This is a genomic window from Campylobacter concisus (assembly GCF_902460625.1).
In the GTDB taxonomy this organism is placed as follows: Bacteria; Campylobacterota; Campylobacteria; order Campylobacterales; family Campylobacteraceae; genus Campylobacter_A; species Campylobacter_A concisus_AD.
In genome coordinates this window covers 20323-45777 of record NZ_CABPUT010000011.1, presented here as the reverse complement: position 1 = coordinate 45777, position 25455 = coordinate 20323, and the positions used below count along the sequence as shown (strand labels likewise).

The window sequence follows — 25455 nt, the reverse complement described above, 5'->3', positions numbered from 1 at the left end:
GATTAGTAAAAAATAGGTTTCATAACTTTTAAATATAAAAAGAGAAATTCTCACCTAGTATTGTTTTTATAAATTATTAGTATAAATTTAAAAAAAAAAGGGGGGGGCGAATGCCCCTAATTATTATTTTAAAGTTTGGATGTATTCAGCTACTGCTTTTGCATCTTCGTCGCTCATTGGAGTAGCGATTGGTTTCATCATAGCGCCAAGACCAAATTTATTTGCTCCTGTTTTATAACCCTTTAGCGCCTCTTCGATAGCTGCTGCATCAAGAGATGTTAAAGCTGGAACTTTATTATTAAACATTTTTTCAGCTTTTGCACCATGACAGGCGATACATTTTTTGTAGATAGCAGCACCATCTGCAGCAAAGGCAGCAGTTGAAAGTAGAGCCGCAACGCTAGAAACAATTAGTAATTTTTTCATTTTTCATCCTTTGTAAAAAAGTTTGTGCATTATAGTACAAAAAGGTAAATTCGCAAGAAGCTAGTTAAAATATTTTGGCTATAATCACCAAATGAATAAAAATGAGCCTATTAAAGCACTTTTTCTGGATCGAGATGGCGTAATAAACGAAGATGCTGGATATGTTTACGAGATCAAAGACTTTAAATTTATCGATGGCATTTTTGATGCGTTAAGGGAATTTGCTGGGGCTGGCTACAAACTCTTTGTCGTGACAAATCAATCAGGCATCGGCAGGGGCTACTACACACAGGAGCAGTTTGATACTCTAAATAAATTTATGCTTGAAATTTTCAAAAAAGAGCAAATTTTCATCACCAAAGTCTACTTTTGCCCACACGCTCCAGAAACAGATTGTGCTTGTAGAAAACCAAATCCAAAAATGATACTTGATGCAAAGGATGAGTTTGGCATAGATATTAAAAACTCGCTCATGATAGGCGATAAGCCAAGCGATGTCGAGGCTGGCAAAAGAGCGGGCGTTGGTAGAAATTTCTTGCTTGATGGCATAAATTTTAAAGATGTAAGAGATGTTTTAAATAAGCTAAAAAAGGAAAAATCACTATGAATTTAAACGGAAAAAAGATAGTTATAACTGGCGGTGCTGGCTTTATCGGCTCAGCTTTGGCGCACTATTTTGATGAAAATTTTAAAGATGCTCACGTGCTTGTCGTGGATAAATTTAGAAACGACGAGACATTTAGCAACGGCAACCTAAAAAGCTTTGGTCATTTTAAAAATTTACTAGGCTTTAAGGGTGAAATTTACGCCGGCGACATCAATGATAAGAGCACACTTGAGAAGATAAAGAGCTTTGCTCCAGATGTCATCTACCACGAAGCAGCGATCTCAGATACGACCGTAAAAGAGCAAGACGAGCTAATAAAAACAAATGTAAATGCCTTTGTAAATTTGCTCGATATCTGCGAGAGTTTGGCCGCAAAGATGATCTACGCTAGCTCTGGGGCAACTTATGGCAACGCAAAGAGCCCACAAACCGTTGGCGAGTGCGAAGCGCCAAATAACGTTTATGGCTTTAGCAAACTAAGCATGGATAATATCAATAAAATTTACGCAAAGCGTGGCGTGAGTGTGGTTGGACTAAGATATTTTAACGTCTTTGGTAAGGGCGAGTTTTTTAAAAACAAAACTGCCTCGATGGTGCTTCAGTTTGGCTTGCAAATTTTAGCTGACAAGACCCCAAGACTTTTTGAAGGTAGCGACCAGATCAAAAGAGATTTCGTCTATATAAAAGATATCATTGACGCAAACATAAAAGCGCTTGATGCGCCAAGTGGCGTCTATAATGCAGCTACTGGCAAGGCTAGAAGCTTTCAAGATATCGCTGACATCTTGCAGCGAGAGATCGGCGTAAACTTAGGCAACGAATATATCAAAAACCCATTTATCGGCTCATATCAGTTTCACACCGAGGCCGACGTTGCCCCAGCTCGCGAAGCATTTGGCTTTAGCGCGACTTGGAGCTTGGAAGAGGCGATAAAAGACTACTTACCAGAGATAAAGAGAATTTATAAGGAAGAGCTAAATGGCTAAGAGAGTTAAAATTTTAGTTGTCGGCGATCTCATGTTAGATCACTATATCTGGGGTAGCTGCGACCGTATCTCGCCAGAAGCGCCAGTGCAGGTTGTAAAGATAAATAACGAAACCTACACGCTTGGTGGCGCTGGCAACGTGGTGAGAAATTTGCTCTCACTTGGCGCAAACGTGAGCGTGGCTAGCGTTTTGGGAGATGATGAGGCTGGCAAAAAGATAAAAGAGAGGCTTGCTGAGCTAAACGTAAAAGATGAGTTCATACTCACCGAAAAAGGGCGTGAAAGCTCAATAAAAAGCCGTATCATGGCATCGCACCAGCAAGTTGTCAGGATCGATAAAGAGAGCGTTGTCAAGATAAATTTAGAAGATGAGCTCATCTTAAAAGTAAAAGAAAATCTTGCAAATTTTAAAGCCGTCTTGTTAAGCGACTACGGCAAGGGCGTGCTTAGCGAAAAGGTCTGCCAAGAGATCATAAACGAGTGCACAAGACTAAATATCCCAGTGCTTATCGATCCAAAAGGCAGTGACTACTCAAAATACAAAAACGCGACCCTTCTAACGCCAAATAAAAAAGAGGCGAGCGAGGCTACAAATTTAAAGATAAAAGACAAGGCCGAGCTTGAAAAGGCGATAAAACAGCTAAAAGACGAGCTAAATTTGACCTATTCGATCATCACAATCTCAGAAGAGGGTATCGCGCTATATGATGACAAATTGCACATCTTTGCCGCTAAGGCAAAAGAGGTCTTTGATGTCACTGGCGCTGGAGATACGGTGCTTGCCACACTTGGCTACATGCTAGCAACTGGGGCTGACATAAAAGAGGCGATAAAGATAGCAAACCTCGCAGCAGCCGTCGTAGTGGCAAAGATAGGTAGTGCAACGGCTAGCTTTAGCGAGATCGAGCAGCTGCTAAATAGCTCATTTGGGGCAAATTTCGAGCATAAGCTTAAAACTGTTGAAGAGTTAGAAGAAATTTTGAGTCAAAAGGATAAGAAAAAGGTTGTTTTCACAAATGGCTGCTTTGATATCTTGCACGCTGGGCACGTAAAATACCTAGCGCGCGCAAGGGAGCTTGGCGATCTTTTGGTTGTCGGGCTAAACTCAGACGCTTCAGTTAAGAGGCTAAAAGGCGAGGCTAGACCTATAAACTCGCAAGATGATAGAGCCTGCGTGCTAAGTGGGCTTGGGTTTGTCGATTATGTCGTGATATTTGATGAGGATACGCCATTAAATTTAATAACAAAGATAAAGCCTGACGTGCTTGTAAAAGGGGCTGACTACAAGGGCAAAGAGGTCGTTGGCAGCGAGATCGTAAAAGAGGTCAGGCTGATTGACTTTGTCGAGGGCAAAAGCACAACAGGGATAATAAAAAGGATAAAAGATGCTAAAAACGATGATAAAAAATGAGCTTGAGGCTCACCAAAAGACCTTTAGCGAGCATGTAAATTTGCTAGGTAACTTGGAGCGTGCTTGCCAGATGGTGGCTGATACACTAAAAAATGGCAAAAAGGTGCTGATATGTGGCAACGGTGGCTCTGCAGCGGACGCTCAGCACTTTGCAGCCGAGCTAACTGGCAGATATAAAAGCGAGCGCCAGCCACTACCTGGCATCGCGCTAACCACTGATACTTCGGCACTTACGGCCATTGGCAACGACTACGGCTTTGACTATGTCTTTTCACGTCAGTTTGAGGCTTTAGCGCAGTCTGGCGACTTACTCGTGGCGATCTCAACAAGTGGCAACAGCAAAAATGTACTTGAAGCTATAAAAAGTGCCAAGAAAATGGGCACATCGGTACTTGGGCTTAGCGGCAAAGGCGGTGGTGCTATGAATGAGGGCTGCGATCTAAATTTAGTCGTTAGCTCAAGCGATACCGCAAGGATACAAGAGTCGCACATATTTTTTATTCACACGATCTGCCAGGCCGTAGATGAGGCTTTTAGGAGCTAAGATGCAAGAAGCGATGGATAAATTTTTAAATGATCCTTGCCAGAAAAATGAGATAAATTTGATAGCAGCTTTGAAAAAGGCTAGTTTTTTTGCTCCGGTGCTTTTAAACCAAGCGCTAGCAAAGCCTGATGGTGGTGTGGTTTATGAAGAAGAGGGCTCAAATATCAAATTTATCCTGCTTGAAGATGAGGGCGAGAAGCTTAGTTATTTTCCAGCATTTACTAGCAAAGATGCAATGAAGCTTTGGCGAAACGATAGTGAGCAAGAGAGCATTGAGATAGGGCTAAAAGAGTATCTTGCGATGCTAAAAGAGAGTAGTTACGCAGGTGTTGTTGTAGATGCTTTTAGCTATGATTTTATTCTTAAAAAAGAGCAGATAGTAAAAATTTTAGACTAAAATTTTTATCACTCTATTGCCAAAGTCGCTGATTTGTTATTTAGCAAGTTTTTATTAATTTTAAGCTAAAATCAGCCAAGCTAAATTTAAGGAAAAAAATGAAAGACAATCTACTTGAATTAACCCAAGATATCGCATCTGTTGATATCGAAGAGTCTATAAAAACTAGCTATCTCGACTACTCCATGAGCGTTATTGTCGGACGTGCTTTGCCTGACGCTAGAGACGGACTAAAGCCAGTTCACAGAAGAATTTTATACGCTATGGACAATCTTGGCGTTGGTAGCAGAAGTGCCTATATGAAGTCAGCTCGTATCGTTGGTGAAGTCATCGGTAAGTACCACCCACACGGCGACACAGCAGTTTATGACGCTCTTGTTCGTATGGCTCAGAAATTTTCTATGCGTTATCCAGTTGTTGACGGGCAAGGAAACTTTGGTTCGATTGACGGTGACAGCGCAGCTGCGATGCGTTATACTGAAGCTAGAATGACAATGCTTACTGAAGAGCTTTTAAAAGATATAGACAAAGACACGGTTGATTTTGTACCAAACTACGACGATAGAGAGATTGAGCCAGATGTACTTCCAAGCCGTGTGCCAAATTTATTATTAAACGGCTCAAGCGGTATCGCTGTTGGTATGGCGACAAACATCCCACCACATAGTCTTGATGAGCTAATAGACGGTCTTTTGCTTCTTCTTGAAAATAAAGAAGCGACACTTGAAGAGGTAATGGAATTTATAAAAGGTCCAGACTTCCCAACTGGTGGTATTATCTTTGGTAAAAAGGGTATCATAGAGGCCTACCGAACAGGTCGTGGCAGGGTCAAACTAAGAGCCAAAACCCACATAGAAAAAAAGCCAAACAAAGATGTGATCGTCATCGACGAGCTACCATATCAAACAAACAAAGCAAGACTTATCGAGCAGATCGCTGAGCTTGTAAAAGATAAGCAGATAGATGGCATCAGCGAGGTTAGAGATGAGTCTGACAAGGACGGCATCCGCGTAGTCATCGAGCTAAAACGCGACGCTATGAGCGACATCGTGCTAAATAATCTCTTTAAATCAACCACGATGGAGAGCACTTTTGGCGTTATTATGCTTGCTATTAATAACAAAGAGCCAAAGGTTTTTAACCTTATCGAGCTACTTAAGCTATTTTTAAATCACAGAAAAACAGTCATCATTAGAAGAACGATATTTGAGCTTGAAAAAGCGCGCGCAAGAGCCCACATCTTAGAGGGTCTAAAGATCGCACTTGATAACATAGATGAGGTGATAGAGCTTATTAGAAATAGTGCCGATACGGCGGTTGCTAGAGAAGGCTTGATGAGTAAATTTAATCTCTCAGAGCTTCAAGCAAACGCTATCCTTGATATGCGTCTAAGCAAGCTTACAGGCCTAGAGAGAGAAAAACTAGAGGCCGAACTAGCCGAGCTTATGGCTGAGATCGCAAGACTTGATGAAATTTTAAAGAGTGAGACATTGCTTGAAAATTTGATCAAAGAAGAGCTTCTTGAGATCAAAAATAAATTTAAAGTACCAAGAGTTACTGAGATCGTTGATGACTACGATGATATCGACATAGAAGATCTCATACCAAATGAAAATATGGTCGTAACCATAACTCATCGCGGCTACATCAAGCGTGTGCCAAGCAAGCAGTATGAGAAGCAAAAACGCGGTGGCAAGGGCAAAGTAGCGGTCACTACATACGATGATGACTTTATAGAGAGCTTCTTTACTTCAAATACCCACGATACGCTTATGTTTGTGACTGACCGCGGACAGCTCTACTGGCTAAAAGTCTATAAGATCCCAGAGGGAAGCCGCACAGCAAAGGGTAAAGCAGTTGTAAATTTGATCCAGTTGCAGCCTGATGAGAAGATCAAAGCGATCATCCCAACGACTGACTTTGACGAGAGCAAATCGTTAGCGTTCTTTACTAAAAACGGCATCGTAAAACGCACAAATTTAAGCGAATTTAAAAACATCCGCTCAGTTGGTGTAAGAGCGATAAGTCTTGATGAGAACGACGAGCTAGTAACTGCACTCATCGCTCAAACATACGATGATATGCCAGTCACTGACCCAGAAAATGAGCTAAGCGTTGAGACTGAAGTGCTAGAAGTAGAAGAGCTTCAAAATGAGATCGACGAAGATAGTGCAAATGCTGAAGAGGACGCAAACTCAAGCGATGAGACAATGCTATTTGTCGTTACTAAAAAGGGCATGTGCCTTAAATTTAAGATCAGCAAGGTTCGCCAAATGGGAAGAACTGCACGCGGCGTAACTGGTATCAAATTTAAAGAGCCAGGCGATGAAGTCGTAGGTGCTGCAGTCATCGAAAGCAATGACCAAGAAATTTTAAGCATATCTCAAAAAGGTATCGGTAAGCGCACAACCGCTGATGAGTACCGCTTGACAAATCGCGGTGGCAAAGGTGTCATTTGCATGAAGCTAACAAGCAGAACAGGTGATCTAGTGGGCGTTGTGATGGTTGATGAAGAGCAAGATCTAATGGCTCTAACATCAAGCGGCAAGATGATAAGAGTTGATATGCAAAGCATCCGCAAAGCAGGACGTAATACAAGCGGCGTGATCGTAGTAAATGTCGATGGCGATGATGTTGTAAGTATCGCAAGATGCCCTAAGGCAGATGATGGAGAGGATGAGGACGAAGCACCAAACGAAGATATGGGGCTTTTGGAATAAATTTTGCTATTAAATTTTAAATAAAAGCATAAAAAAGGTTGTTTATGAAGGTTAAAATTTTATCTTTTGCTTTGATGGTTGCTATTTTTGGCGGTTGCTCATTTAATGGCTTTGTGGGCGAGCCAACTAGCACATCAAACCACAATGTAGTCATCCAAAAGGTCGATAAAGACGATCTTAGAGAGGTGATGAAAAAAGAGAAGATGATATATGATAGTGCTCCAAAAGAGACCACTTTTAGAGCCACAGGCGAGGGCATAGCTCCGCTAAATTCGCTCTCTTATGCTCAGTCGGTCACTCTTGCAAAAAGAGCGGCGATGGCTGATGCTTATTCGCAGCTTGCTGGTAAGCTTTATGGCGTAAAGATCAATGCTGAAGACACCGTAAGAGACGCGATGCTAAACGACTCATCTATCACTTCAAAGGTTCAAGGTCTTGTCAAAAACGCAAGGATCGTGAACGAAAATTTCAAAGACGGGCTTTATAAGGTAAATATGGAGCTTAAGATAGACGAAGATAAGTGGCGAGAAGTCTTTTCTTACTAACTATATTTTTAAATTTCGCCTTTTGCTTGGAAGAATTTATCTTCTGGGCGAAGGTTGATACGAAAAATCAAATAGTTGCCTTTGAAGAAATTTCATTTTCAAAAGCGATGACCCTCTCGCCAAATCCAAAACCAAAATTTCTTTGCCAGATAGACGCTTTTAAAGATGAAAACACCACAACTCTTGGCTTTTTAAATTTACACAAAGATGAAATTTTTGACTGCTTTGCCTTAAAAAAAGTGATGATAAAAAATGAGCTTAATGTCAAAAATGCACAGGTCACAAACGCTTCAAATTTGAAAATTTTGCCAGTTAGATTTATGGTGGAATTTAAGCCAAAATCCGCTATCATCGGCACACTTCAATAAAAAGAGATCAAATGAATATCGTCATAGTAGAAGATGACATCAATATGCGAAAGTCGCTTGAGATCGCACTTGGCGAGTATGAAGAGCTAAACATCAAAAGCTATAAGAGTGCAGTTGAAGCCCTAAAAAAACTAAGCGACGATACTGATCTAATCATCACCGATATAAACATGCCAAAGATGGACGGACTCGAGTTTATTAAAGAGCTAAATGGCAAATTTGACGTCATCATAATGACAGGAAATGCGACGCTTAACAAGGCGATCGAGAGTGTTAGACTTGGCGTCAAGGACTTTTTAACCAAGCCGTTTGATGTCTCAACGCTATATGAAGCGATAAAAAGGGTCGAGCTTCTTAAGCAAAAAACTCCAAAAACTATAAAAAAAGTTGAAACTAAAAGCGAAAATAACGGTTTTTTAGCTACTTCAAAGGCACTTGAAGCTACGCTAAATATCGCACTAAAAGCTGCAAGGACTGACGCTTCAATAATGCTTAGTGGCGAAAGTGGCGTTGGTAAGGAGGTCTTTGCTAAATTTATCCACGCAAACTCACCTAGAAAAGATGCGGCATTTATCGCTCTAAATATGGCAGCGATCCCTGAAAATTTGATAGAAAGTGAGCTTTTTGGCTTTGAAAAGGGCGCATTTACTGATGCAGTCACAACCAAACAAGGGCAGTTTGAGCTGGCAAATGGCGGAACGCTATTTTTAGATGAGATCGGCGAGATGCCCATAAATTTACAACCAAAGCTGCTTCGTGCCTTGCAGGAGCGCGAGATAACAAGACTTGGAGCTACAAAGAGCGAAAAGATAGATGTTCGCATCATCTGTGCTACAAACGCAAATTTAGAGCTTGCAATGAAGGAAGGTAGGTTTAGAGAGGATCTTTTCTACCGCCTAAACACGATCCCGCTTTTCATCCCGCCACTTCGCGAGCGAAAAGATGAAATTTTACCTATCGCGCAGGATGCTTTGGACAAATGCTGTAAAGAGTATGGCTTTGAGGCTAAAAATTTCTCAAAAGCAGCAAAAGAGGAGCTTTTGAGCTACGACTATCCAGGCAACATAAGAGAGCTCATCTCAGTCGTACAGCGTGCAGCGATACTAAGTGAGGGTGATGAAATTTTGCCAAAAGATCTATTTTTACAAGCCAGAAGCAAAAAATAGCCATAAATTTAAGTAAAATTACGAAAATTAAAAAAATAAGGAGAGCAGATGAGAAAATTTAACGTAGCTGTCGTTGGTGCTACTGGAGCGGTCGGCGAAGAGCTTTTTAGAGTTATGGAAGAGGTTGATTTCCCAGTTGGAGAGCTTTTGCCGCTTGCTAGTGCAAAAAGTGCTGGTAGTGAGATCGAATTTAATGGCAAATATTACAAGGTAAAAGAGCTAACTGAAAAGGTTTTTAGTGAGCATGAGATAGATATCGCATTTTTTAGCGCAGGTGGCTCAGTTTCAGAGAAATTTGCCAAATTTGCAGCTGATAGTGGCGCAGTAGTCATCGATAACACCAGCCATTTTAGGATGGATAAAGATATCCCTCTTGTTGTGCCAGAGTGCAATCCAAGCGACATTGCTATGTGGAAAAACCGCGGTATCATCGCAAATCCAAACTGCTCGACTATCCAAATGGTGCAAATTTTAAAACCACTAAATGACGCTTTTAGTATCAATAGAGTTGATGTTTCTACATACCAAGCAGCAAGCGGTGCTGGCAAAGAGGGCATGGAAGAGCTTGTCGTTCAGATGCAAAAATTCTTTGAGTTTAAGCTTGATGAGTGCGAACCAAAGGTATTTGCGCACCGCCTAGCACTAAACGTGATCCCTCACATCGATGTCTTTTTGGACAATGACTACACAAAAGAAGAGATGAAAATGGTCAATGAGACGCAAAAAATTCTTCACAAAGATATAGAAGTTAGCGCTACCTGTGTGCGCGTACCAGTACTTAGAAGTCACTCAGAGGCTATCACTATCCACTTTGACAAAGATGTAAGTGCGGATGCAGCAAGAGAAATTTTAAGCAAAGCTCCAAGCGTCGTCGTAGTCGATAATCCAGCAAATAAAGAGTATCCGATGCCTATCATTTCAAGTGATACAAATGAGACTTATGTCGGTAGGATCAGAGTTGATAATTACAGACCTAATGTGCTTCACCTTTGGTGCAGCGCCGATCAGATCCGCGTAGGGGCTGCGACAAATGCCGTCAGGATCGCACAAAAGTGGATCGCGATGCAAGAGTAGTCTGCACTAAAATTAATTACGATTTTGCGCCTAAAATTTAAGGAAAAAACTATAAAATACCCCCTTTTTAAATTTCACAAAAAGGGTTTTTATTGCGTAAAATATTCGAGAGAATTTTGCTTGCAAGCAACAGTTTCACGCTTTTTCCAATAGTCTTTGGACTTTTAGGTGCGATCGTGCTTTTCATCATCGCAAGTTATGATGTCGGCAAGGTGCTTTTAGAGGTTTATAAATATTTCTTCGCTGCGGATTTTCACGTTGAAAATTTCCACTCAGAGGTCGTTGGCGAGATAGTTGGAGCGATTGATCTTTACTTGATGGCGCTTGTTCTTTATATATTTAGCTTCGGAATTTACGAGCTTTTCATCTCAGAGATCACACAGCTAAAGCAGTCAAAGCAGAGCAAGGTGCTTGAAGTGCATTCGCTTGATGAGCTAAAAGATAAGCTTGGCAAAGTGATCGTCATGGTTTTAATCGTAAATTTCTTCCAAAGAGTGCTTCATGCAAACTTCACAACTCCGCTTGAGATGGCATATCTTGCGGCTTCTATCCTAGCGCTTTGCCTTGGACTTTACTTCCTTCACAAGGGAGATCACTAAAATTTTAAGCGTTTTTACGCTTAAAATTTCTCCTACATCTTTTCTTTAGCTATTTTTGGATAATATCCCTTTAAAAATTTAAAGGAAATTTGATGATTTTCATAGACGCTTGCCTTAAAAAACCGACCCCATACACGCCTGTTTGGATGATGCGCCAAGCTGGCAGATATCTACCAGAATATATGGCTGTAAGAGCTAAAGCAGGGGACTTTTTATCGCTTTGTAAAGACTATAAAAAGGCTAGCGAGGTCACGCTTCAGCCAGTTGAAATCCTTGGCGTTGATGCGGCGATTTTATTTAGCGATATCCTTGTCGTGCCTCTTGAAATGGGCATGGATCTGCGCTTTGAAAAGGGCGAGGGGCCAGTTTTTACAGAGGCTTTGCGTGATAAAGCCGCACTTGATGCACTTAGTATCGAAAAATCGACTAAAAATTTAGCATACGTCTATGACACGATCAAACTTACAAGAGAAAATTTAGCCAAAGATAAGGCACTCATTGGCTTTTGTGGCGCACCATGGACGATAGCTACATATATGATAGAAGGTGGTGGCAGTAAAACTTATGCGGTCTGCAAAAAAATACTCTATCAAAATCCAGAATTTTTGCATCAAATCTTAGAGAAAGTGACGCAAGCGCTCATCCTTTACGTCAAAGAGCAGATAAAAGCTGGCGTAAATGCCGTGCAAATTTTTGACAGCTGGGCAGCTGCACTTGAAGAGCAGGCCTATTTTGAGTTTGGATTTAGCTATATAAACAAAATAGTTGATAGCATCAAGGCTGAGTTTCCAGATATCCCAGTCATCGTCTTTCCAAAAGGAATAAGTGGCTATCTGGATAAAATTTCAGGTAAATTTGACGTTTTTGGAGTTGATTGGAGCACGCCGATCGAGCTAGCCAAAGCAAAACTTAGCCCAAGATACGTCCTTCAAGGCAATATGGAGCCAACTAGACTTTATAGCAAAAAGGCGATAGATGAAGGCGTGGATAAAATTTTAAGCACGATGAAAGGCGTGCCGCATATTTTCAATCTTGGTCATGGAATTTTGCCTGATGTGCCAGTTGAGAATGCAAAATATTTTATAAAACAGGTGCAGACAAAAAGTGCAAGGTAATAAGCCTTGCATCGTCTTTGGACCGATAAATTCTCGCCGTTTTGGCATGAGCCTAGGCATCGATCTAAGCCCAAAGCAAAAATCGTGCAATTTTGACTGTGTTTATTGCGAGCTAAGTGGCGCAAAGACTGTTGAAACAATAAAAAATCCGCCAAGCGTCGATGAGATCATAAGCGATTTAAAAGAAGCTTTAAAAACTCATCAAAACATCGACGCCATCACGCTTACAGCAAATGGTGAACCAACTCTTTACCCGTACTTAAAAGAGCTGATAGCAAAAGTAAATGAGCTAAAAGGTAGCGCAAAAACACTTATTTTGAGTAATGGCTCAGGCGTGTGTGACCCAAAAATTTGTGAAACGCTACATGGGCTTGATATAGTGAAATTTAGCCTTGATAGTGCGGTGCAAAGCACATTTAAAAAGATAGACCGCAACAAAAGCGGCATAGAAGTAAATGAACTTATAAAGGCTATGGCTAAATTTCGCAAGGAATTTAATGGCGAGCTTGTGCTTGAAATTTTGGTCGTGGCTGGATTTAACGACAAAGAAGAGGAATTTATAGCACTCAATGCTGCGATAAATGAGATAGCTCCGCACCGAGTGGATATTGGCACGATAGATCGCCCACCAGCCTATAATGTAGAGGGTGTAGACGCTAAAAAGCTAGAGGAGCTAGCCAAGCAGATAAGTGGCGTACCGGTTAATATAGCTAAAGCTCACAAAATAGAGCAAAAGTATAACTTTAGTGAAGATGAAATTCTAGAAATGCTAAGGCGTCGTCCGCAAACTATTGCAAATGTTGAAGAGAATTTTTCTGACTCTTCAAAGCAAACTCTAGCAAAATTCTTGCAACAAGATGTGGTTTATCTAGCCGATGTTGCTGGAGTAAAATTTTATAAACTAAGAGCATAAATGAAAAGAATCCTTACAATACAAGATATCTCGTGTGTTGGCAAATGTTCCCTTACTGTCGCGCTTCCGATAATTAGCGCTCAAGGCATTGAGGCGTGCATATTGCCTACTGCGCTACTTTCGACTCACACTGGCTTTAAAAATTTCACATTTCGTGATCTGACTGATGAATTTGACGCAATAACACGAGTATGGCACAAAGAAAATATCGCATTTGATGGAATTTATACCGGATTTTTAGGTAGCTTTAGTCAGCTTGAGCTGATAGAGAAAATTTTTAATGAGTTTAATGACTCTACTTCACTAATACTTGTAGATCCTTGCATGGGTGACAATGGCAAGCTCTATCACGGATTTGATGAAAAATTTGTTATGAAAATGCGTGAGCTTTGCACAAAGGCTCACGTCATCACGCCAAATATAACTGAAGCAAGCTTTATGTGCGGGATGCCGTTTTTTGGTGGTGACTATACGCAAGATTATATTTTAGAGTTGCTTGAAGGCTTGGCTAGCTTTGGAATTAGAAAGATCGTGCTAAAGGGTATTAGATACAAGCAAAATGAATGTGGCATCATATCTTACGACGCAAAGACAAAAGAGAAAGTAGAGTATTTTCATGAATTTTTGCCATTTCACACGAGTGGAACCGGAGATATATTTGCTTCAGTGCTTTTTGGCTCGCTAGTAAATGACAAAACGATAGAAACTGCTATAAAAAAGGCAGCAAATTTTGTGCTTAGTAGCATTAAAGTCACGCTAAAAGATCAAAATCGCACTTGGTATGGCGTACAGTTTGAAAAGATACTTGGCACTCTTGCAAATAATTAAATTGTTTATTTGTTTAAAAGTTTTGATAATACGACTACATGGCAAAGATTTATATCTTTGCTAGCTGTTAAAAGAGCTATGTTGCCGTATTCTTTTTCTAAATTTTTTAGTGTTTTAAAGCAAGATTGTGCTTTTTCATTATCAAGCTCAAGTTTAAACTTCTCACAAAATTCATTAAACCTAGCTTCTCTATCTTCATGAAACCACTCTCTTAAAGTAGTGCTTGGTGTAATATCTTTTAACCAAAGGAAATTTGAAAATATCTCTTTTCTTATGCCCCTTGGATAGAGTCTATCAACAAAAGCCGCCTTCATATCCAAACTATCATCTTTGATAAAATCATAAATTCTATAAGCTTTAAACATGTTGTGATTGTAGTCCTATAATGTTTATAAATAAAAAAATATTCTTAGTTATCTTATATTTTTTATACTTGTTTAAATTTTAAGGTTTGTAAAATCAAAGCTAAAATTTTTGATTGTGGCGATAAGAATTAAACTAGGGCTAGAAAATAGATTTGAAAATAATAAATTTAAATTAAAGCTCGTTTCGATAAAATCCCAACATAAAAATCACTAAAAAGGTTATCATTATGAGAGGCTATAAAATTTTCTCAGGAACGGCTAATATTGAGCTTTCAAAGAAAATTTCGCAATATCTTTCACTTCCTCTTAGCGAGGCAAGTATAAAAAGATTTAGCGATGGAGAGATCAGCGTACAAATCGGCGAAAGCGTACGCGGAAAAGATGTTTTTGTCATTCAGCCAACATGTGCACCGACAAATACAAATTTAATGGAGCTACTTATCTTAACTGACGCTTTAAGACGCAGTAGTGCAAGCTCTATAACAGCGATTGTGCCGTATTTTGGCTACGCTAGACAAGATAGAAAAGCAGCTCCTAGAGTGCCGATCACTGCAAAGCTAGTGGCAAACATGATGCAAACAGCAGGTATCGATAGAGTCGTCACTATGGATCTTCACGCAGGACAAATTCAAGGATTCTTTGATATTCCGGTTGATAACCTTTATGGAAGCATCATTTTTAATGACTACGTAAGAGCCAAAAATTTACCAAATCCAATCGTTGCAAGCCCTGATGTAGGCGGCGTGGCTCGTGCTAGAGCCTTGGCTAAAAATCTAAATCTTGACATGGTTATCGTAGATAAACGCCGCGAAAAAGCAAATGAAAGCGAAGTAATGAATATAATCGGCGACGTAAATGGTAAAGATGTGATTTTGGTTGATGATATGATCGATACAGCTGGTACGATCGTAAAAGCAGCTGAAATTTTTAAAGAGCGTGGCGCAACTAGCGTTATGGCGTTTTGCACGCATCCAGTCCTTAGTGGGCCAGCTTACGATAGGTTAAAACTGGGCTTTTTAGATGAGCTAGTGGTAACAGATACTATACCTTTAGCAGAGGAACTTCCTTGTATAAAAGTGCTAAGTGCTGCTTCATTGTTTGGCGAAGTGATACGCCGTGTATATCACAATGAAAGCGTAAATAGCTTATTTTAATTAATCTTGGCTTTTGTTTTGAGTGTTTCAGGCAAAAGCCAAATCTTTCAATATTTATTAGAATCTAATTTTGATAAATCAAAATTTATAGCAAAAAGATAGCCTCTATTTATAGCTGGAATTTTTAAAATTCTAGCCTTCTCTTTAAAAATTTTTGGCATTATGGCTTTGCAAAATGGAGTTACTAAAAGGTAAGTGTCTGCGTATCCGACAGCTATCTTGCCACTTAGTACCACGCTTGTTTGCTTTGCTAAATTTGCGCTTAGCTCTTCTTTTTGCGCTTTGCTTAGAAGCACATTTAGCTCTTTTGCTGCCATATCAACGCCTCGTATCGCATTACTATCATTTTTTATGATAAAAATTTCGTCACTTATTTTTGTGATATTTGGCATTAAAATTTGTCTATCGGCTTCTAAAAACTCAAAGCTCTTTTGTACGCCACTAAAATATCTATCCAAAAATGGCTCACTAAAATTTAGCCTCATGAAGCTTCTTTTAAACTCACCTTTTAAATTTGTCTCATCGATAAAATAGCGTAAATTTCTCTCGTCAAGATAGCTTTGAAGCTCTTTTTTACGTAAATTTAAAAGCGGCCTAACTAGCCAGAAGTGCTTTCTCTTTTCAAGCTCGCTCATGCCAAAGAGCTCTTTTAGTCCAGCACCCTTACTAAGCTGCATCAAAAACCACTCAAATCTATCGTCAAACTGATGAGCTAGGACCAAATTTTCATAGCCAAATTTTTGGCAAATTTCTCCAAAAAACTCATATCTTGCCTCGCGCGCGTTTTTTTCAAAATTTGAATTATCTAAAAAAACGCTTTTAGTATAAATTTTTTTACCAAATTTATCTGCGAGTTCTTTTGCACTTTTTATTTCGTTTTTGCTTTGCTCTCGAACATTGTAATCAACCATCGCTAAATCAAATTTGATCCCAGCTTCGTCTAAAATGTAAAAAAGTGCGGTGCTGTCTATGCCGTGCGAGAAGGCTAGTAGGTTTGCACCTGAGTTTAACTTTTCTTGCACATTTTGGCTTATCATTTTGCTTTTTTGATGATTTTAGCGATTAGTTTTTGATCGACCAAGTCGCTTGCTTCGCAAAGATAAAGCGAGCCTATCTCAAGCTCTTTTACATCGCTCTCGTTTATTAAAATCTCGCCGTCTATATCTTTGTCCCAGATATCTTTTTTGGCTGCGTAAAACATCTCACTCTCGCTACTTTCGCCCTCAAGAGAAGCATAAATTTGCTTGCCAATCTCTTTTTGCAAGCTCTCATTTATCGATTTTTTGGTGATCTTTTCTATCTTGTTTAGTCTTTTTGAAATGATCTTAGCTGGGATTTGCTCCATTTCAAAAGATGCTGTGTCTTCTTCTTTTGAGTAGGCAAAGGCTGAAATTCTATCAAATTTAAACTCTTCTAAAAATTCGCAAAGCTCCTCAAAATCCTCCTCGCTCTCTCCTGGATGACCCACGATGACGCCAGTTCGTAAGAATGAATTCTCGGCATTTCTCATTAAATTTAAAAGCTCTTTGATCTTTTTAGCGCCACTTCCACGCTTCATTATCTTTAGCATGTCTTCACTGATGTGCTGGATCGGCATGTCAAAGTAGTTGTGAAAGATAGGCGAGGCTATGATACGCTCAATTAACTCCTTGCTAGTCGTGCTTGGATAGAGATAAAGTATCCTGGCACTCCTTACGCCCTTTATCTTTTCTATCTCGTCTATTAAATTTATAAGCCCGTCGCTAACGCCTTGATCTCGCATATATGAGCTCGAGTCCTGAGATAAAAAGCTAAAGTCGTAGTAGCCTTTTTTGACCAGATTTTTAACCTCATTTACGATGTTTTCAAGCGAGCGTGATTTTAGTTTTCCTTTAAATGTCGGTATCGCACAAAAACTGCATTTTTGGTTACAGCCCTCTGAAATTTTGATGTAGGCGTGGTAGTTTGAGCCAGTTATCACGCGCTCTTCGTTTGCTTGCAGATAAGTTTCTGGACTAAATAAATTTTGCTTTTTTAAGATGATCTCATCGATCTTGTCATAGTCAGCCACACCGGTGAAGAGATCAACCTCTGGTAGCTCTTTCATAAGCTCATCTTTGTAGCGCTGCATAAGACAGCCAGTCACTACTAGTAAAGAGCCATTTTTACGAGCTTCGTGCATCTCAAGTATGGTTTGTATGCTCTCTTCTTTGGCAGATTTGATAAAGCCGCAGGTATTTACGATGATGACGTCTGCGTCACTGATATCATCCGTAATATCGTAGTTTTGCAATCTGCCAAGCATTATTTCTGAATCAACTAAATTTTTGTTACAGCCAAGTGAAATTAAGTGAAGTTTTGGCATTTTTATATCCAGATATTATCTATTAGCCTAGTTTTGCCAACATAGGCGGCTATTAAAATGATGGTGTTGTTTTTTTCTATTTTAGAAATTTCATTTAAATTTCTATCTGTAATAGCGACATAATCAACCTTTAATGGCTCTAGCACTTCAAGCATCTTTGTTTTGATCTCGCTTGCGTCCTCTTCGCCGTTTTGGATCAAATTTTGTGCTTTATTTAGCGATCTTGAAAGCCTTAGAGCATTACATTTATCTTCGTCGCAGATATAGACGTTTCTACTTGAAAGTGCAAGTCCATCTGGCTCTCTAACGATATCACAAGCCACTAGGCTGGCATTTATAAAAAATGTCTTTATCATGTTTTGTACTATGATTAGTTGTTGTGTGTCTTTTTTGCCCATGTAAACGCTATTTGCACGAGTTAGGCGAAATAGCTTGTTTAGCACCCTTAAGACGCCATCAAAGTGTCCAGGTCTAGTTTTGCCCTCTAAGATAGCTGAAAATTTTTTTGGAGCAATGATGAGTGGCTCATCTTCAAAGTAAAGTTCATTAGCATCTGGGATAAAAATAGCGCTAACGCCATTTTGCTCACAAATTTTAATGTCGTTTTGTTCGTTTCTTGGGTATTTGTCCAGATCTTCGCCTGGTAAAAATTGAGTTGGATTAACGAATGTTGAGACGATACTTATCTCATTTTCGCTCACGCATTTTTTAATAAGGCTAACATGTCCGTCATGAAGTGCGCCCATGGTTGGCACAAAACCGATCTTTGCGCTTGTGCTAGAGACGAAATTTTCAAGTTCTTTTATAGTTCTTATGATTTGCATTTTGACTCTTTTTATTTGAAATTTTAACTTGGCATTGTAACAAAAAAGGATTAAAAGGGCGTAAATTTAAAAATGTAAGCAACTTTTGGCTAAAATCGGCAAAAATTTTTGGAGAAAAACTTGGATAGTTACGAATACAACGAGCTTTTAAAGAAGCTACAAACAAAAGTTGAAAATATAGGCTCTATCGTAAAGCCTGAAGAGATCAAGGCTAGACTAAAAGAGATCGAAGCTACTGAGCAGGACCCTAGCTTTTGGCAAGATATCGCAAGAGCTGGGGCGCTAAATAAAGAAAAGACAAAAATTTCAAATATGCTTGCAAAATTTAACGACGCTAATCAGGCAGTAAGTGATGCAAAGGAGCTTTTTGAGCTAGCAAATTCTGAAAATGACGAAGAGACTATAAATTCTCTTTTTGATGACGCTAAAAATTTAGATGAAAAGATAGTAAATCTTGAAATTTCTATGCTTTTAAGTGGCGAAGATGATGGCAAAAATGCGATCGTATCGATCCATCCTGGAGCTGGTGGCACTGAGAGTAACGACTGGGCGAGTATGCTTTATAGGATGTATCTTAGATTTTGCGAGCGTGAGGGCTTTAAGGTCGAGACTCTTGACTTTCAAGAAGGTGATGAAGCTGGACTAAAGGATGTGAGTTTTATTGTAAAAGGTGAAAATGCCTATGGGTACTTTAAAGCAGAAAATGGTATCCACAGGCTCGTTCGCACAAGCCCATTTGATAGTGCAGGACGCCGTCATACAAGCTTTTCAAGTGTTATGGTAAGCCCTGAGATAGATGATGACATAGAGATCGAGATCGAGGAAAAAGATCTAAAGATAGATACTTATAGAGCTAGTGGTGCAGGCGGTCAGCACGTAAATAAAACAGAATCAGCCATCCGTATCACGCATATACCAACTGGCATCGTCGTGCAGTGTCAAAATGACCGCAGTCAGCATAAAAACAGAGCCACAGCGATGAAAATGTTAAAATCTCGTCTTTACGAGCTTGAGCTAATGAAACAACAAGAAGCGAGCAACAGCGTCGAAAAGAGCGAGATCGGCTGGGGTCATCAGATAAGATCATACGTACTTTTCCCGTATCAGCAAGTAAAAGACAACCGCAGTGGCGAGGCATATTCACAAACCGATGCGATACTTGATGGGGATATCAAAAAGATGATAGAGGGCGTCTTGATCGCTCAAAAGGCGGACGCGTAGTAAATTTATAAAAAGAGATGAGAGCTAAAATTTCATCTCTTTTAGCTTTGTGCAAGCTTCTTCTTTGCCTTTAAAGCAAGCCTCATCAAGATAAATTCTTGCTTTCTTGTAGTCATTTTTACCTAGGTAGATAAGCCCTAGATCATAGCTGGCCTCGCTTGAGCCAAGACTTACAGCTTTTTCGTAAAAATATATCGCTTTTTCTAAATTTTTATTGACCCCAAGGCCGTACTCGTAGATATATCCAGCACTTCTTAGTCCGTCTATATTGCCGTATCTGCCAGCTGTTTCAAACCAAAAAAGTGCTCTTAAGATATCTTTGCTAAAGCCTTTGCCATCACGAAAACAAACGCCAGTTTGCTGCATGGCTAGGACATTTCCATCTTTTGCGTAGTCGTAAAATCTCTTGCAAGCTTTTGGATAGTTGCCTTCATTGTATAGATAGATGGCGTCTGCGATCTGCTCGACTTCAGGATCAAGTGGTGGCTCACTAAGGCCAAAATTTTGTGAAATTTGATCTAACGAACATCCCCAAAATAGCAAAACACTAAACACAAAAATGATAAATTTTTTCATATTTGTCCTTAAAAATTTAGGCGATTTTATCCAATTTTATCTTATAATGCCCGCAAATTTTAAGCAAAAGGAACGATATGGATCATAATGCACTTTTAATCCAGCTTGGCTATAACGTCAATGAAACGACCACTGCTCAAATGTGTAGAATTTTAAACAATACTGATGGTCTTTTGCCAAAGAGCATAATTGAACTAAATGACCATTTAAAGCCGCACCTTTGTTTTGTGGCGATGAGTGGAAGTGAAGATAGACTAAAGATAAAAAATGTAGCTACCGTTAATGAAATAAAAGAGCGAGTTGATGAAATCATAAAAAACTGGGCTAATAAATATAAAATGGAGCTAAAAAAGATAAATGAAACAACTTATTATTTAATGGGAAAGATAAGGGACTGAAAATGAAATATGATATTGTAATTATTGGTTTTGGAAAAGCTGGCAAAACGCTAGCGGTTAAAGCTGCCGCACTTGGCAAAAAAGTAGCTCTTGTAGAGAGATCGCCAAAGATGTATGGAGGCACTTGCATAAATGTTGGCTGCATACCAACCAAACGTCTAATAACAGCCGCTAAAGAGGCAAAATTTGTAAATAATAGCGTTGAAAGCGAATATTACACACTTAGTGTGGAAAATAAAAATAAACTAATCTCAGCTTTGAATGCTAAAAACTATGCAATGCTAAATGATAAAGAAAATATTGATGTGATCGATGGTGTTGGCTCATTTGCTAGTGAAAATAGCGTACTTGTAACAACGCCAAGTGGTGAGAAAAAGATAATAGAGGGCGACTTTATCATCATAAATAGCGGCTCAAAAGAGGCAGATACTCCTTTTGAGGTTGTAAACTCAAATGTATTTTCAAGCCAAACTTTGCTTGATCTAAAAAATTTACCAAAGCATTTTGTCATTATCGGTAGTGGTTTTATCGGTATAGAGTTTGCATCAATGTTTGCAAATTTTGGCTCAAAAGTGACTATTATAGGGCGTTCAAAACTACTTAAAAACGAAGATGATGATATAGCTAATAGCGTAAAAGAAGCTCTTAGAGTCCAGGGCGTTGAAATTTTAGAGGGTTGCGAGATAGAGTGCATTAAAGAAAATATATTAAATTTCAAGCAAAATGGCGAGCAAAGATGCCTTAGAGCTGATGCATTTTTGATCGCGCTTGGCAGAGTGGCAAATGTAGATGATTTAAATTTAAAAGCTGCTGGAGCTGAGCTAAATGAAAAAGGTTTTATAAAGACAAATGAAAATCTTCAAACAAATGTGCCAAACATCTATGCGGTAGGCGACGTGCGCGGCGGAGAGCTTTTTACTTATACGAGCTTAGATGATTTTAGGATAGTTTATTCACAAATTTTTGGTGATAAAAAGAGAAATACTAAAAATAGAAGCATTCACGCAAATGTGCTATTTACCGACACTCCACTAGCAAGAGTTGGAGTAAATGCAAAAGAGGCTAGTAAATTTGGGCTAAATTTTAAAGAGCTAAAGCTTAGCATGGCAACAGTACCAGGCGCAAAAGTCCTAAATCACGATGTAGGTATGCTAAAAGCTATCGTTGATGCACAAAGCGGCGAAATTTTGGGTGCTAGCTTTCACTGCATCTATGCAAATGAGCTGATAAATGAAATCGCAATTGCAATGAATTTAAAAGCAAATGCAAATTTCTTTAAAAATCAAATTTTCACTCATCCAAGTATCAGTGAAGCACTAAATGACTTGTTTGGACAATTTTAAAAGGAAAAGAATGAAAAAATATTTATTGCTTTTATCGGCTTTATTTTTCACTGGCTGCTTAAATGTGATTGGTGTAGGACAAAAACAAGATGATTCGTGGCAGCAACCAAAGGATGAAAAAATAGTGCAAAATAAAGAGCAAATTTCAAGAAATGCGATCGAAATTTTAATACCAAAATGCGAAGAAGGCGATGCGGAAGCTTGCAACGATTTGGGTGTAAATTACGAGCTTTTAAAAGAATATGAAAATGCTTTAACAAATTATAAAAAAGCTTGCGATGCTAAGGTGCAAGTCGGTTGTGCAAATTTGGGCACTCTTTATGAGCTTGGACTTGGAGTTAAAAAAAATCCAAAAAAGGCAATTTCGATTTATAAAGAAAGTTGCAATGGTGGAGGCATGCAAGCTTGCTATCATTTAGGCAATGCTTATAGAAAAGGCGAGATCGTTAAGCGAGATTATTATTTGGCGATGGAAGCTTATACAAATGCATGCAATGCTGGCGATTTGCCAAGTTGTGCCAATATCGGAGCGATGTATGAGCTTGGTCTTGGTGTCAATAAAGATGAAAAAAGGGCTTATGGAATTTATAAAGTCGCTTGCTTTCGTGGCCTAAGCAAGGCATGCCCACAGATGAAAAGACTAGGCACAAAGCTAGGAATGTAAGTGAAAAAGGTCTTAAATTTTGGTCTTATTTTGGCTATGGGCTTTATACTTAGTGGTTGCTGGTCTTGGCAAAAGATGGTAAGCTTTGGCTTTTGGCAAAGTGATGAAGAGGCGAGGGCAGAGCGTCTTGAGCTTGAAAAAGAGAAGATGATGCAAAACTGCGAGGGTGGAAATAGCATCGACTGTAACAACCTAGCTGTAAATTTTAGCAACGAAAAAGACTTTGTAAAAGCAAAAGGCTACTACGAAAAAGCTTGCAATGCTGGGCTTGCAACGGCTTGTTCAAATTTGGGTCAAATTTATGAGCAAGGGCTGATTGATGAGCAAAAAGATATGGAAAAAGCTCTAAAACTTTATAAACTAGCTTGTGATAGTGGCGATGGTGTTGGCTGCTATAATGAGGCTATGGGGCTAAAATCCTACATCGAAAGTGAAAATTTAAAGACTCATAAGATAGATAGAACTAAGGCCGAGGCTAGAGTGCTAAGGCTTTTGGCAAAGAGTTGCGAGCTTGAGTATGCTCAGTCATGCTTTTTGCTTGCAAAGCTAAGCGGCAATGAAGCAAAGGCAGACGCACTTTACAAAAGAGCCTGCCAACTTGGCAAATGTGTGGATAGAAAATAAGGGATAAAATTGCTTTTTAACTCATATGCCTTTATATTTGTATTTTTACCACTTGTATTTTTTGTATATTTTTTTCTAAATAAAAAGAGACTAAGCAATCTTGCAAAAGCTTTTTTGGTAAGTGCTAGTTTATTTTTTTATGCTTATTGGAGTGTTTATTATCTGCCGATTTTGTTAGGAGGTATCGTTTTTAACTTCCTTGTTTCAAAATTTCTTGCAAAACATCAGAGTAAAGCTATTTTGATTTTTGGTATAGTTTGCAACCTCGCTTTACTTGGATATTTTAAATATGCTGATTTTTTAATTTCAAATTTAAACGCTATAGCAAATACAAATTTAAGTCTACTTCATATCGCTTTGCCGCTAGCACTTAGTTTTGTCACATTTCAGCAAATAGCATATCTAGTGGATAGTTATAACAAGCAGACAAAAGAGAATAGTTTTTTAAACTACTGCCTTTTTATAACATTTTTTCCACAGCTTATTGCTGGTCCGATAGTGCATCACAAAGAAATGATGCCTCAGTTTGCAAATAAATTTAATCTTATAAAAAACTATAAATTTATAGCTCTTGGGCTTTTTGTTTTTAGCATGGGGCTATTTAAGAAGAGTGTGGTTGCTGATATTTTTTCGATTTTTGCAAATGCTGGATTTGATGTGGAAGGAAATTTGACTTTTCTGCAAGCATGGGCGACGTCACTTTCATATACCTTTCAACTTTATTTTGATTTTAGTGGTTATTGTGATATGGCGATAGGTCTTGCGCTACTTTTTAACATAAGGCTTCCCATAAATTTTAACTCCCCGTATAAGGCTTTAAATATTCAGGATTTTTGGCATAGGTGGCACATTACACTATCACGTTTTTTAAGAGACTACATCTATATCCCACTTGGAGGAAATAGGGGGGGGCAGAGCCGTACCTATCTAAATTTGTTTTTGGTATTTTTGATAGGCGGTCTTTGGCATGGAGCTGCTTGGACATTTGTTGTTTGGGGTGCTTTACATGGTGTTGCTATTGTTATTCACAGATGTTGGCAAAAGTTAAATTTTAAATTAAATAAAATCATTGCTTGGATCATCACCTTTAACTTCGTAAATTTTACATGGATATTTTTTAGGGCAAAAAGCTTTAAAGATGCTATGAGAGTGATCCGAGGAATGTTTTTTGGTGAGTTTAAGATAGACGTTAACTATCTTGAGATACTTTTTATCGTTTTAGCTTTTTTGGTCGTTTTGCTTTTTAAAAACTCTATGCAAATAGCATTTGATAAGAAATTTAAATTTTCTATCTGGCAAATTTTTGCAACATCTTTCTTTTTGTTTATATCAATCTTAGCAATTAGGCTTAATAATGCGAGCGAATTTTTATACTTTAGATTTTAAAAAAAAAATATTTCTATGCCTGTTTTTGGTAGTATTTGCTATGGTTGGGCTTGATGTTGTACTTTATGTTTTTGCAGAAAGTAGAACAAGTAAGACAAATTTCGTTGATAATAAAATTTCAAAAGCGGAGCACTTTAAGATAAATAGCGAAAAACAAAAGGATATCGTTTTTGTTGGAAGCAGTAGGACGTTTAATCATATTTCAACAAACATTTTTAAAGAAAATAATATTGGTATTTATAATTTTGGCGTTTCTGGAAATTTTATAGGTGACTATCCTTTTATTGTAAATGCTATTAAAAAAGTTGGTGCAAAAGAGGTTGTTATTAGTATAAGAGTTAGCGATCTTTTTAAAGATTATATTGAGAGAGATATCAAAATTTATACCACTGATGAACTAATGGCAAATTTTGGCACAAATAAGATAACGTTTTTAAAAACACTGCCAGATTATTTAGCAAGCTTGCATTTATTTTTAAGATACTCTGAAGCTATCTATAATAGAGTAATTATGACTTATGGTAAATTTACACCAAAGACTGCAACCAATGTAAATAATTTTAGTGTAGAAAATTTCTTTAATATTGAAGCAAATAGTGATTGCGAGCTAATTAACACAAGTGAAGTAAATTCAAATTTTACAAAAGACAAAAAGATTATTGTTGCAAAATGTAGCAATGGTGATAATATACTTTTTGCAAATACAATACCGAGAGAGAATTATGGCAAGGTTATTGAATTAAAAGAGCTGAATTTAAACACATTAAAATACATGCAAAATTATATAATAGATCCACTGGTTAAAAACGGCATGAAAGTAATTATTTTACTTGAACCAATGTTTGATGGAATGAGAC

At 38.5% G+C, this 25455-nt stretch carries 28 protein-coding genes; 22 read left to right on the top strand and 6 right to left on the bottom strand.

The annotated features are described in order from the left end of the window. Positions 1-123: 123 nt before the first annotated feature. A complete protein-coding gene (locus tag F3G69_RS08620) occupies positions 124-426 on the bottom strand; it encodes a c-type cytochrome (protein WP_072594134.1) in 303 nt (100 codons plus the stop codon). 91 nt (positions 427-517) lie between these two features. Here F3G69_RS08620 and gmhB point away from each other — a divergent pair, with 91 nt between their 5' ends. From gmhB to F3G69_RS08550, 14 genes are all read left to right on the top strand, one after another. After that, positions 518-1033: a D-glycero-beta-D-manno-heptose 1,7-bisphosphate 7-phosphatase gene (gene gmhB, locus F3G69_RS08615; protein ID WP_149714995.1), complete on the top strand. Its 516-nt coding sequence runs from the start codon at positions 518-520 to the stop codon at positions 1031-1033. After that, entirely contained in the window at positions 1030-2019 is a 990-nt protein-coding gene (rfaD, locus tag F3G69_RS08610; protein ID WP_149714994.1) for an ADP-glyceromanno-heptose 6-epimerase, read from the top strand. Before gmhB ends, rfaD begins: the two co-directional genes overlap by 4 nt. Next, positions 2012-3430, top strand: a complete 1419-nt coding sequence (gene rfaE1, locus F3G69_RS08605) for a D-glycero-beta-D-manno-heptose-7-phosphate kinase (RefSeq protein ID WP_103644429.1) — start codon at positions 2012-2014, stop codon at positions 3428-3430. Before rfaD ends, rfaE1 begins: the two co-directional genes overlap by 8 nt. After that, positions 3405-3974 (top strand): D-sedoheptulose 7-phosphate isomerase, encoded by a 570-nt coding sequence (gene gmhA / locus F3G69_RS08600; protein ID WP_107858667.1) that lies wholly within the window; start codon positions 3405-3407, stop codon positions 3972-3974. Before rfaE1 ends, gmhA begins: the two co-directional genes overlap by 26 nt. A gap of 1 nt (position 3975) precedes the next feature. Next, positions 3976-4371, top strand: a complete 396-nt coding sequence (locus tag F3G69_RS08595) for an SseB family protein (protein ID WP_149715016.1) — start codon at positions 3976-3978, stop codon at positions 4369-4371. A gap of 98 nt (positions 4372-4469) precedes the next feature. Beyond that, positions 4470-7091: a DNA gyrase subunit A gene (gene gyrA / locus F3G69_RS08590; protein ID WP_149714993.1), complete on the top strand. Its 2622-nt coding sequence runs from the start codon at positions 4470-4472 to the stop codon at positions 7089-7091. Between the two features lie 44 nt (positions 7092-7135). Next, the gene (locus tag F3G69_RS08585; RefSeq protein WP_103600105.1) at positions 7136-7636 is read left to right on the top strand and encodes an LPP20 family lipoprotein; all 501 of its coding nucleotides are present in this window, start codon (positions 7136-7138) and stop codon (positions 7634-7636) included. After that, positions 7612-8004: a hypothetical protein gene (locus F3G69_RS08580; RefSeq protein WP_103600104.1), complete on the top strand. Its 393-nt coding sequence runs from the start codon at positions 7612-7614 to the stop codon at positions 8002-8004. The genes F3G69_RS08585 and F3G69_RS08580 overlap by 25 nt, the downstream gene beginning before the upstream one ends. 11 nt (positions 8005-8015) lie before the next feature. Next, on the top strand, positions 8016-9170 hold the full coding sequence (locus F3G69_RS08575; protein ID WP_149714992.1) for a sigma-54-dependent transcriptional regulator: 1155 nt from the start codon (positions 8016-8018) through the stop codon (positions 9168-9170). 48 nt (positions 9171-9218) lie between these two features. Next, entirely contained in the window at positions 9219-10244 is a 1026-nt protein-coding gene (locus F3G69_RS08570; protein ID WP_021090917.1) for an aspartate-semialdehyde dehydrogenase, read from the top strand. Between the two features lie 92 nt (positions 10245-10336). After that, entirely contained in the window at positions 10337-10843 is a 507-nt protein-coding gene (locus F3G69_RS08565; protein ID WP_002939835.1) for a YqhA family protein, read from the top strand. Between the two features lie 92 nt (positions 10844-10935). Further along, positions 10936-11958, top strand: a complete 1023-nt coding sequence (hemE, locus tag F3G69_RS08560) for a uroporphyrinogen decarboxylase (protein ID WP_103600102.1) — start codon at positions 10936-10938, stop codon at positions 11956-11958. Positions 11959-12004: 46 nt separating this feature from the next. After that, positions 12005-12871, top strand: coding sequence for a radical SAM protein (locus tag F3G69_RS08555; RefSeq protein ID WP_103600142.1), 867 nt, complete (start codon positions 12005-12007; stop codon positions 12869-12871). After that, positions 12872-13699, top strand: coding sequence for a pyridoxamine kinase (locus F3G69_RS08550; RefSeq protein ID WP_149714991.1), 828 nt, complete (start codon positions 12872-12874; stop codon positions 13697-13699). Between the two features lie 5 nt (positions 13700-13704). On the opposite strand, the gene F3G69_RS08545 is transcribed toward F3G69_RS08550, so the two are convergent. Next, on the bottom strand, positions 13705-14064 hold the full coding sequence (locus F3G69_RS08545) for a DUF488 domain-containing protein (RefSeq protein WP_149714990.1): 360 nt from the start codon (positions 14062-14064) through the stop codon (positions 13705-13707). Between the two features lie 227 nt (positions 14065-14291). On the opposite strand from F3G69_RS08545, the gene F3G69_RS08540 reads away from it, so the two are divergent. Then, positions 14292-15218, top strand: coding sequence for a ribose-phosphate pyrophosphokinase (locus F3G69_RS08540; RefSeq protein WP_021090753.1), 927 nt, complete (start codon positions 14292-14294; stop codon positions 15216-15218). Positions 15219-15265: 47 nt separating this feature from the next. Here F3G69_RS08540 and tilS read toward each other — a convergent pair whose 3' ends face one another. Genes tilS through panC form a run of 3 tightly spaced genes read right to left on the bottom strand, consistent with a single transcriptional unit; the run spans position 15266 to position 18386 of the window. Further along, positions 15266-16255: a tRNA lysidine(34) synthetase TilS gene (tilS, locus tag F3G69_RS08535; protein WP_103600100.1), complete on the bottom strand. Its 990-nt coding sequence runs from the start codon at positions 16253-16255 to the stop codon at positions 15266-15268. After that, entirely contained in the window at positions 16252-17562 is a 1311-nt protein-coding gene (gene rimO / locus F3G69_RS08530) for a 30S ribosomal protein S12 methylthiotransferase RimO (protein ID WP_103600099.1), read from the bottom strand. The genes tilS and rimO overlap by 4 nt, the downstream gene beginning before the upstream one ends. Positions 17563-17564: 2 nt before the next feature. Beyond that, on the bottom strand, positions 17565-18386 hold the full coding sequence (gene panC, locus F3G69_RS08525; protein ID WP_103600098.1) for a pantoate--beta-alanine ligase: 822 nt from the start codon (positions 18384-18386) through the stop codon (positions 17565-17567). Positions 18387-18506: 120 nt separating this feature from the next. Between panC and prfB the strand changes: the two genes are divergently transcribed. Then, positions 18507-19607 (top strand): peptide chain release factor 2, encoded by a 1101-nt coding sequence (gene prfB / locus F3G69_RS08520; RefSeq protein WP_103600097.1) that lies wholly within the window; start codon positions 18507-18509, stop codon positions 19605-19607. A gap of 24 nt (positions 19608-19631) precedes the next feature. On the opposite strand, the gene F3G69_RS08515 is transcribed toward prfB, so the two are convergent. Then, positions 19632-20183 carry a tetratricopeptide repeat protein gene (locus F3G69_RS08515; RefSeq protein WP_149714989.1) on the bottom strand — a complete coding sequence of 184 codons (552 nt, stop codon included), beginning with the start codon at positions 20181-20183 and terminating at the stop codon, positions 19632-19634. A 77-nt stretch (positions 20184-20260) separates the two neighbouring features. Between F3G69_RS08515 and F3G69_RS08505 the strand changes: the two genes are divergently transcribed. From F3G69_RS08505 to F3G69_RS09335, 6 genes are all read left to right on the top strand, one after another. After that, positions 20261-20581 carry a type II secretion system protein gene (locus F3G69_RS08505; protein ID WP_087585814.1) on the top strand — a complete coding sequence of 107 codons (321 nt, stop codon included), beginning with the start codon at positions 20261-20263 and terminating at the stop codon, positions 20579-20581. 2 nt (positions 20582-20583) lie between these two features. Continuing rightward, complete coding sequence (locus tag F3G69_RS08500; RefSeq protein WP_149714988.1) at positions 20584-21924, top strand: dihydrolipoyl dehydrogenase family protein; 1341 nt, start codon at positions 20584-20586, stop codon at positions 21922-21924. A 10-nt stretch (positions 21925-21934) separates the two neighbouring features. Then, complete coding sequence (locus F3G69_RS08495; RefSeq protein WP_149714987.1) at positions 21935-22588, top strand: tetratricopeptide repeat protein; 654 nt, start codon at positions 21935-21937, stop codon at positions 22586-22588. Next, positions 22589-23212: a tetratricopeptide repeat protein gene (locus F3G69_RS08490; protein ID WP_149714986.1), complete on the top strand. Its 624-nt coding sequence runs from the start codon at positions 22589-22591 to the stop codon at positions 23210-23212. It abuts the gene before it with no gap. Positions 23213-23221: 9 nt separating this feature from the next. Further along, positions 23222-24598: an MBOAT family O-acyltransferase gene (locus F3G69_RS08485; protein WP_103600091.1), complete on the top strand. Its 1377-nt coding sequence runs from the start codon at positions 23222-23224 to the stop codon at positions 24596-24598. After that, positions 24567-25455 (top strand): hypothetical protein (locus F3G69_RS09335; RefSeq protein WP_188115355.1); only part of this gene is annotated, 889 nt, incomplete at its 3' end. The genes F3G69_RS08485 and F3G69_RS09335, both read left to right, overlap by 32 nt.

Bases quoted from the DNA above. Each gene is read 5' to 3' on its own strand.
- F3G69_RS08540 (WP_021090753.1), top strand. From the start codon at position 14,292: ATGAGAGGCTATAAAATTTTCTCAGGAACGGCTAATATTGAGCTTTCA.
- tilS (WP_103600100.1), bottom strand. From the start codon at position 16,255: ATGATAAGCCAAAATGTGCAAGAAAAGTTAAACTCAGGTGCAAACCTA.
- F3G69_RS08575 (WP_149714992.1), top strand. From the start codon at position 8,016: ATGAATATCGTCATAGTAGAAGATGACATCAATATGCGAAAGTCGCTT.
- panC (WP_103600098.1), bottom strand. From the start codon at position 18,386: ATGCAAATCATAAGAACTATAAAAGAACTTGAAAATTTCGTCTCTAGC.
- rfaE1 (WP_103644429.1), top strand. From the start codon at position 2,012: ATGGCTAAGAGAGTTAAAATTTTAGTTGTCGGCGATCTCATGTTAGAT.
- F3G69_RS08545 (WP_149714990.1), bottom strand. From the start codon at position 14,064: ATGTTTAAAGCTTATAGAATTTATGATTTTATCAAAGATGATAGTTTG.
- hemE (WP_103600102.1), top strand. From the start codon at position 10,936: ATGATTTTCATAGACGCTTGCCTTAAAAAACCGACCCCATACACGCCT.
- gmhB (WP_149714995.1), top strand. From the start codon at position 518: ATGAATAAAAATGAGCCTATTAAAGCACTTTTTCTGGATCGAGATGGC.
- F3G69_RS08515 (WP_149714989.1), bottom strand. From the start codon at position 20,183: ATGAAAAAATTTATCATTTTTGTGTTTAGTGTTTTGCTATTTTGGGGA.
- F3G69_RS08585 (WP_103600105.1), top strand. From the start codon at position 7,136: ATGAAGGTTAAAATTTTATCTTTTGCTTTGATGGTTGCTATTTTTGGC.
- gyrA (WP_149714993.1), top strand. From the start codon at position 4,470: ATGAAAGACAATCTACTTGAATTAACCCAAGATATCGCATCTGTTGAT.
- F3G69_RS08550 (WP_149714991.1), top strand. From the start codon at position 12,872: ATGAAAAGAATCCTTACAATACAAGATATCTCGTGTGTTGGCAAATGT.
- F3G69_RS08620 (WP_072594134.1), bottom strand. From the start codon at position 426: ATGAAAAAATTACTAATTGTTTCTAGCGTTGCGGCTCTACTTTCAACT.
- F3G69_RS08500 (WP_149714988.1), top strand. From the start codon at position 20,584: ATGAAATATGATATTGTAATTATTGGTTTTGGAAAAGCTGGCAAAACG.
- F3G69_RS08495 (WP_149714987.1), top strand. From the start codon at position 21,935: ATGAAAAAATATTTATTGCTTTTATCGGCTTTATTTTTCACTGGCTGC.
- rimO (WP_103600099.1), bottom strand. From the start codon at position 17,562: ATGCCAAAACTTCACTTAATTTCACTTGGCTGTAACAAAAATTTAGTT.
- F3G69_RS08505 (WP_087585814.1), top strand. From the start codon at position 20,261: ATGGATCATAATGCACTTTTAATCCAGCTTGGCTATAACGTCAATGAA.
- gmhA (WP_107858667.1), top strand. From the start codon at position 3,405: ATGCTAAAAACGATGATAAAAAATGAGCTTGAGGCTCACCAAAAGACC.
- F3G69_RS08595 (WP_149715016.1), top strand. From the start codon at position 3,976: ATGCAAGAAGCGATGGATAAATTTTTAAATGATCCTTGCCAGAAAAAT.
- F3G69_RS08570 (WP_021090917.1), top strand. From the start codon at position 9,219: ATGAGAAAATTTAACGTAGCTGTCGTTGGTGCTACTGGAGCGGTCGGC.
- F3G69_RS08555 (WP_103600142.1), top strand. From the start codon at position 12,005: ATGAGCCTAGGCATCGATCTAAGCCCAAAGCAAAAATCGTGCAATTTT.
- rfaD (WP_149714994.1), top strand. From the start codon at position 1,030: ATGAATTTAAACGGAAAAAAGATAGTTATAACTGGCGGTGCTGGCTTT.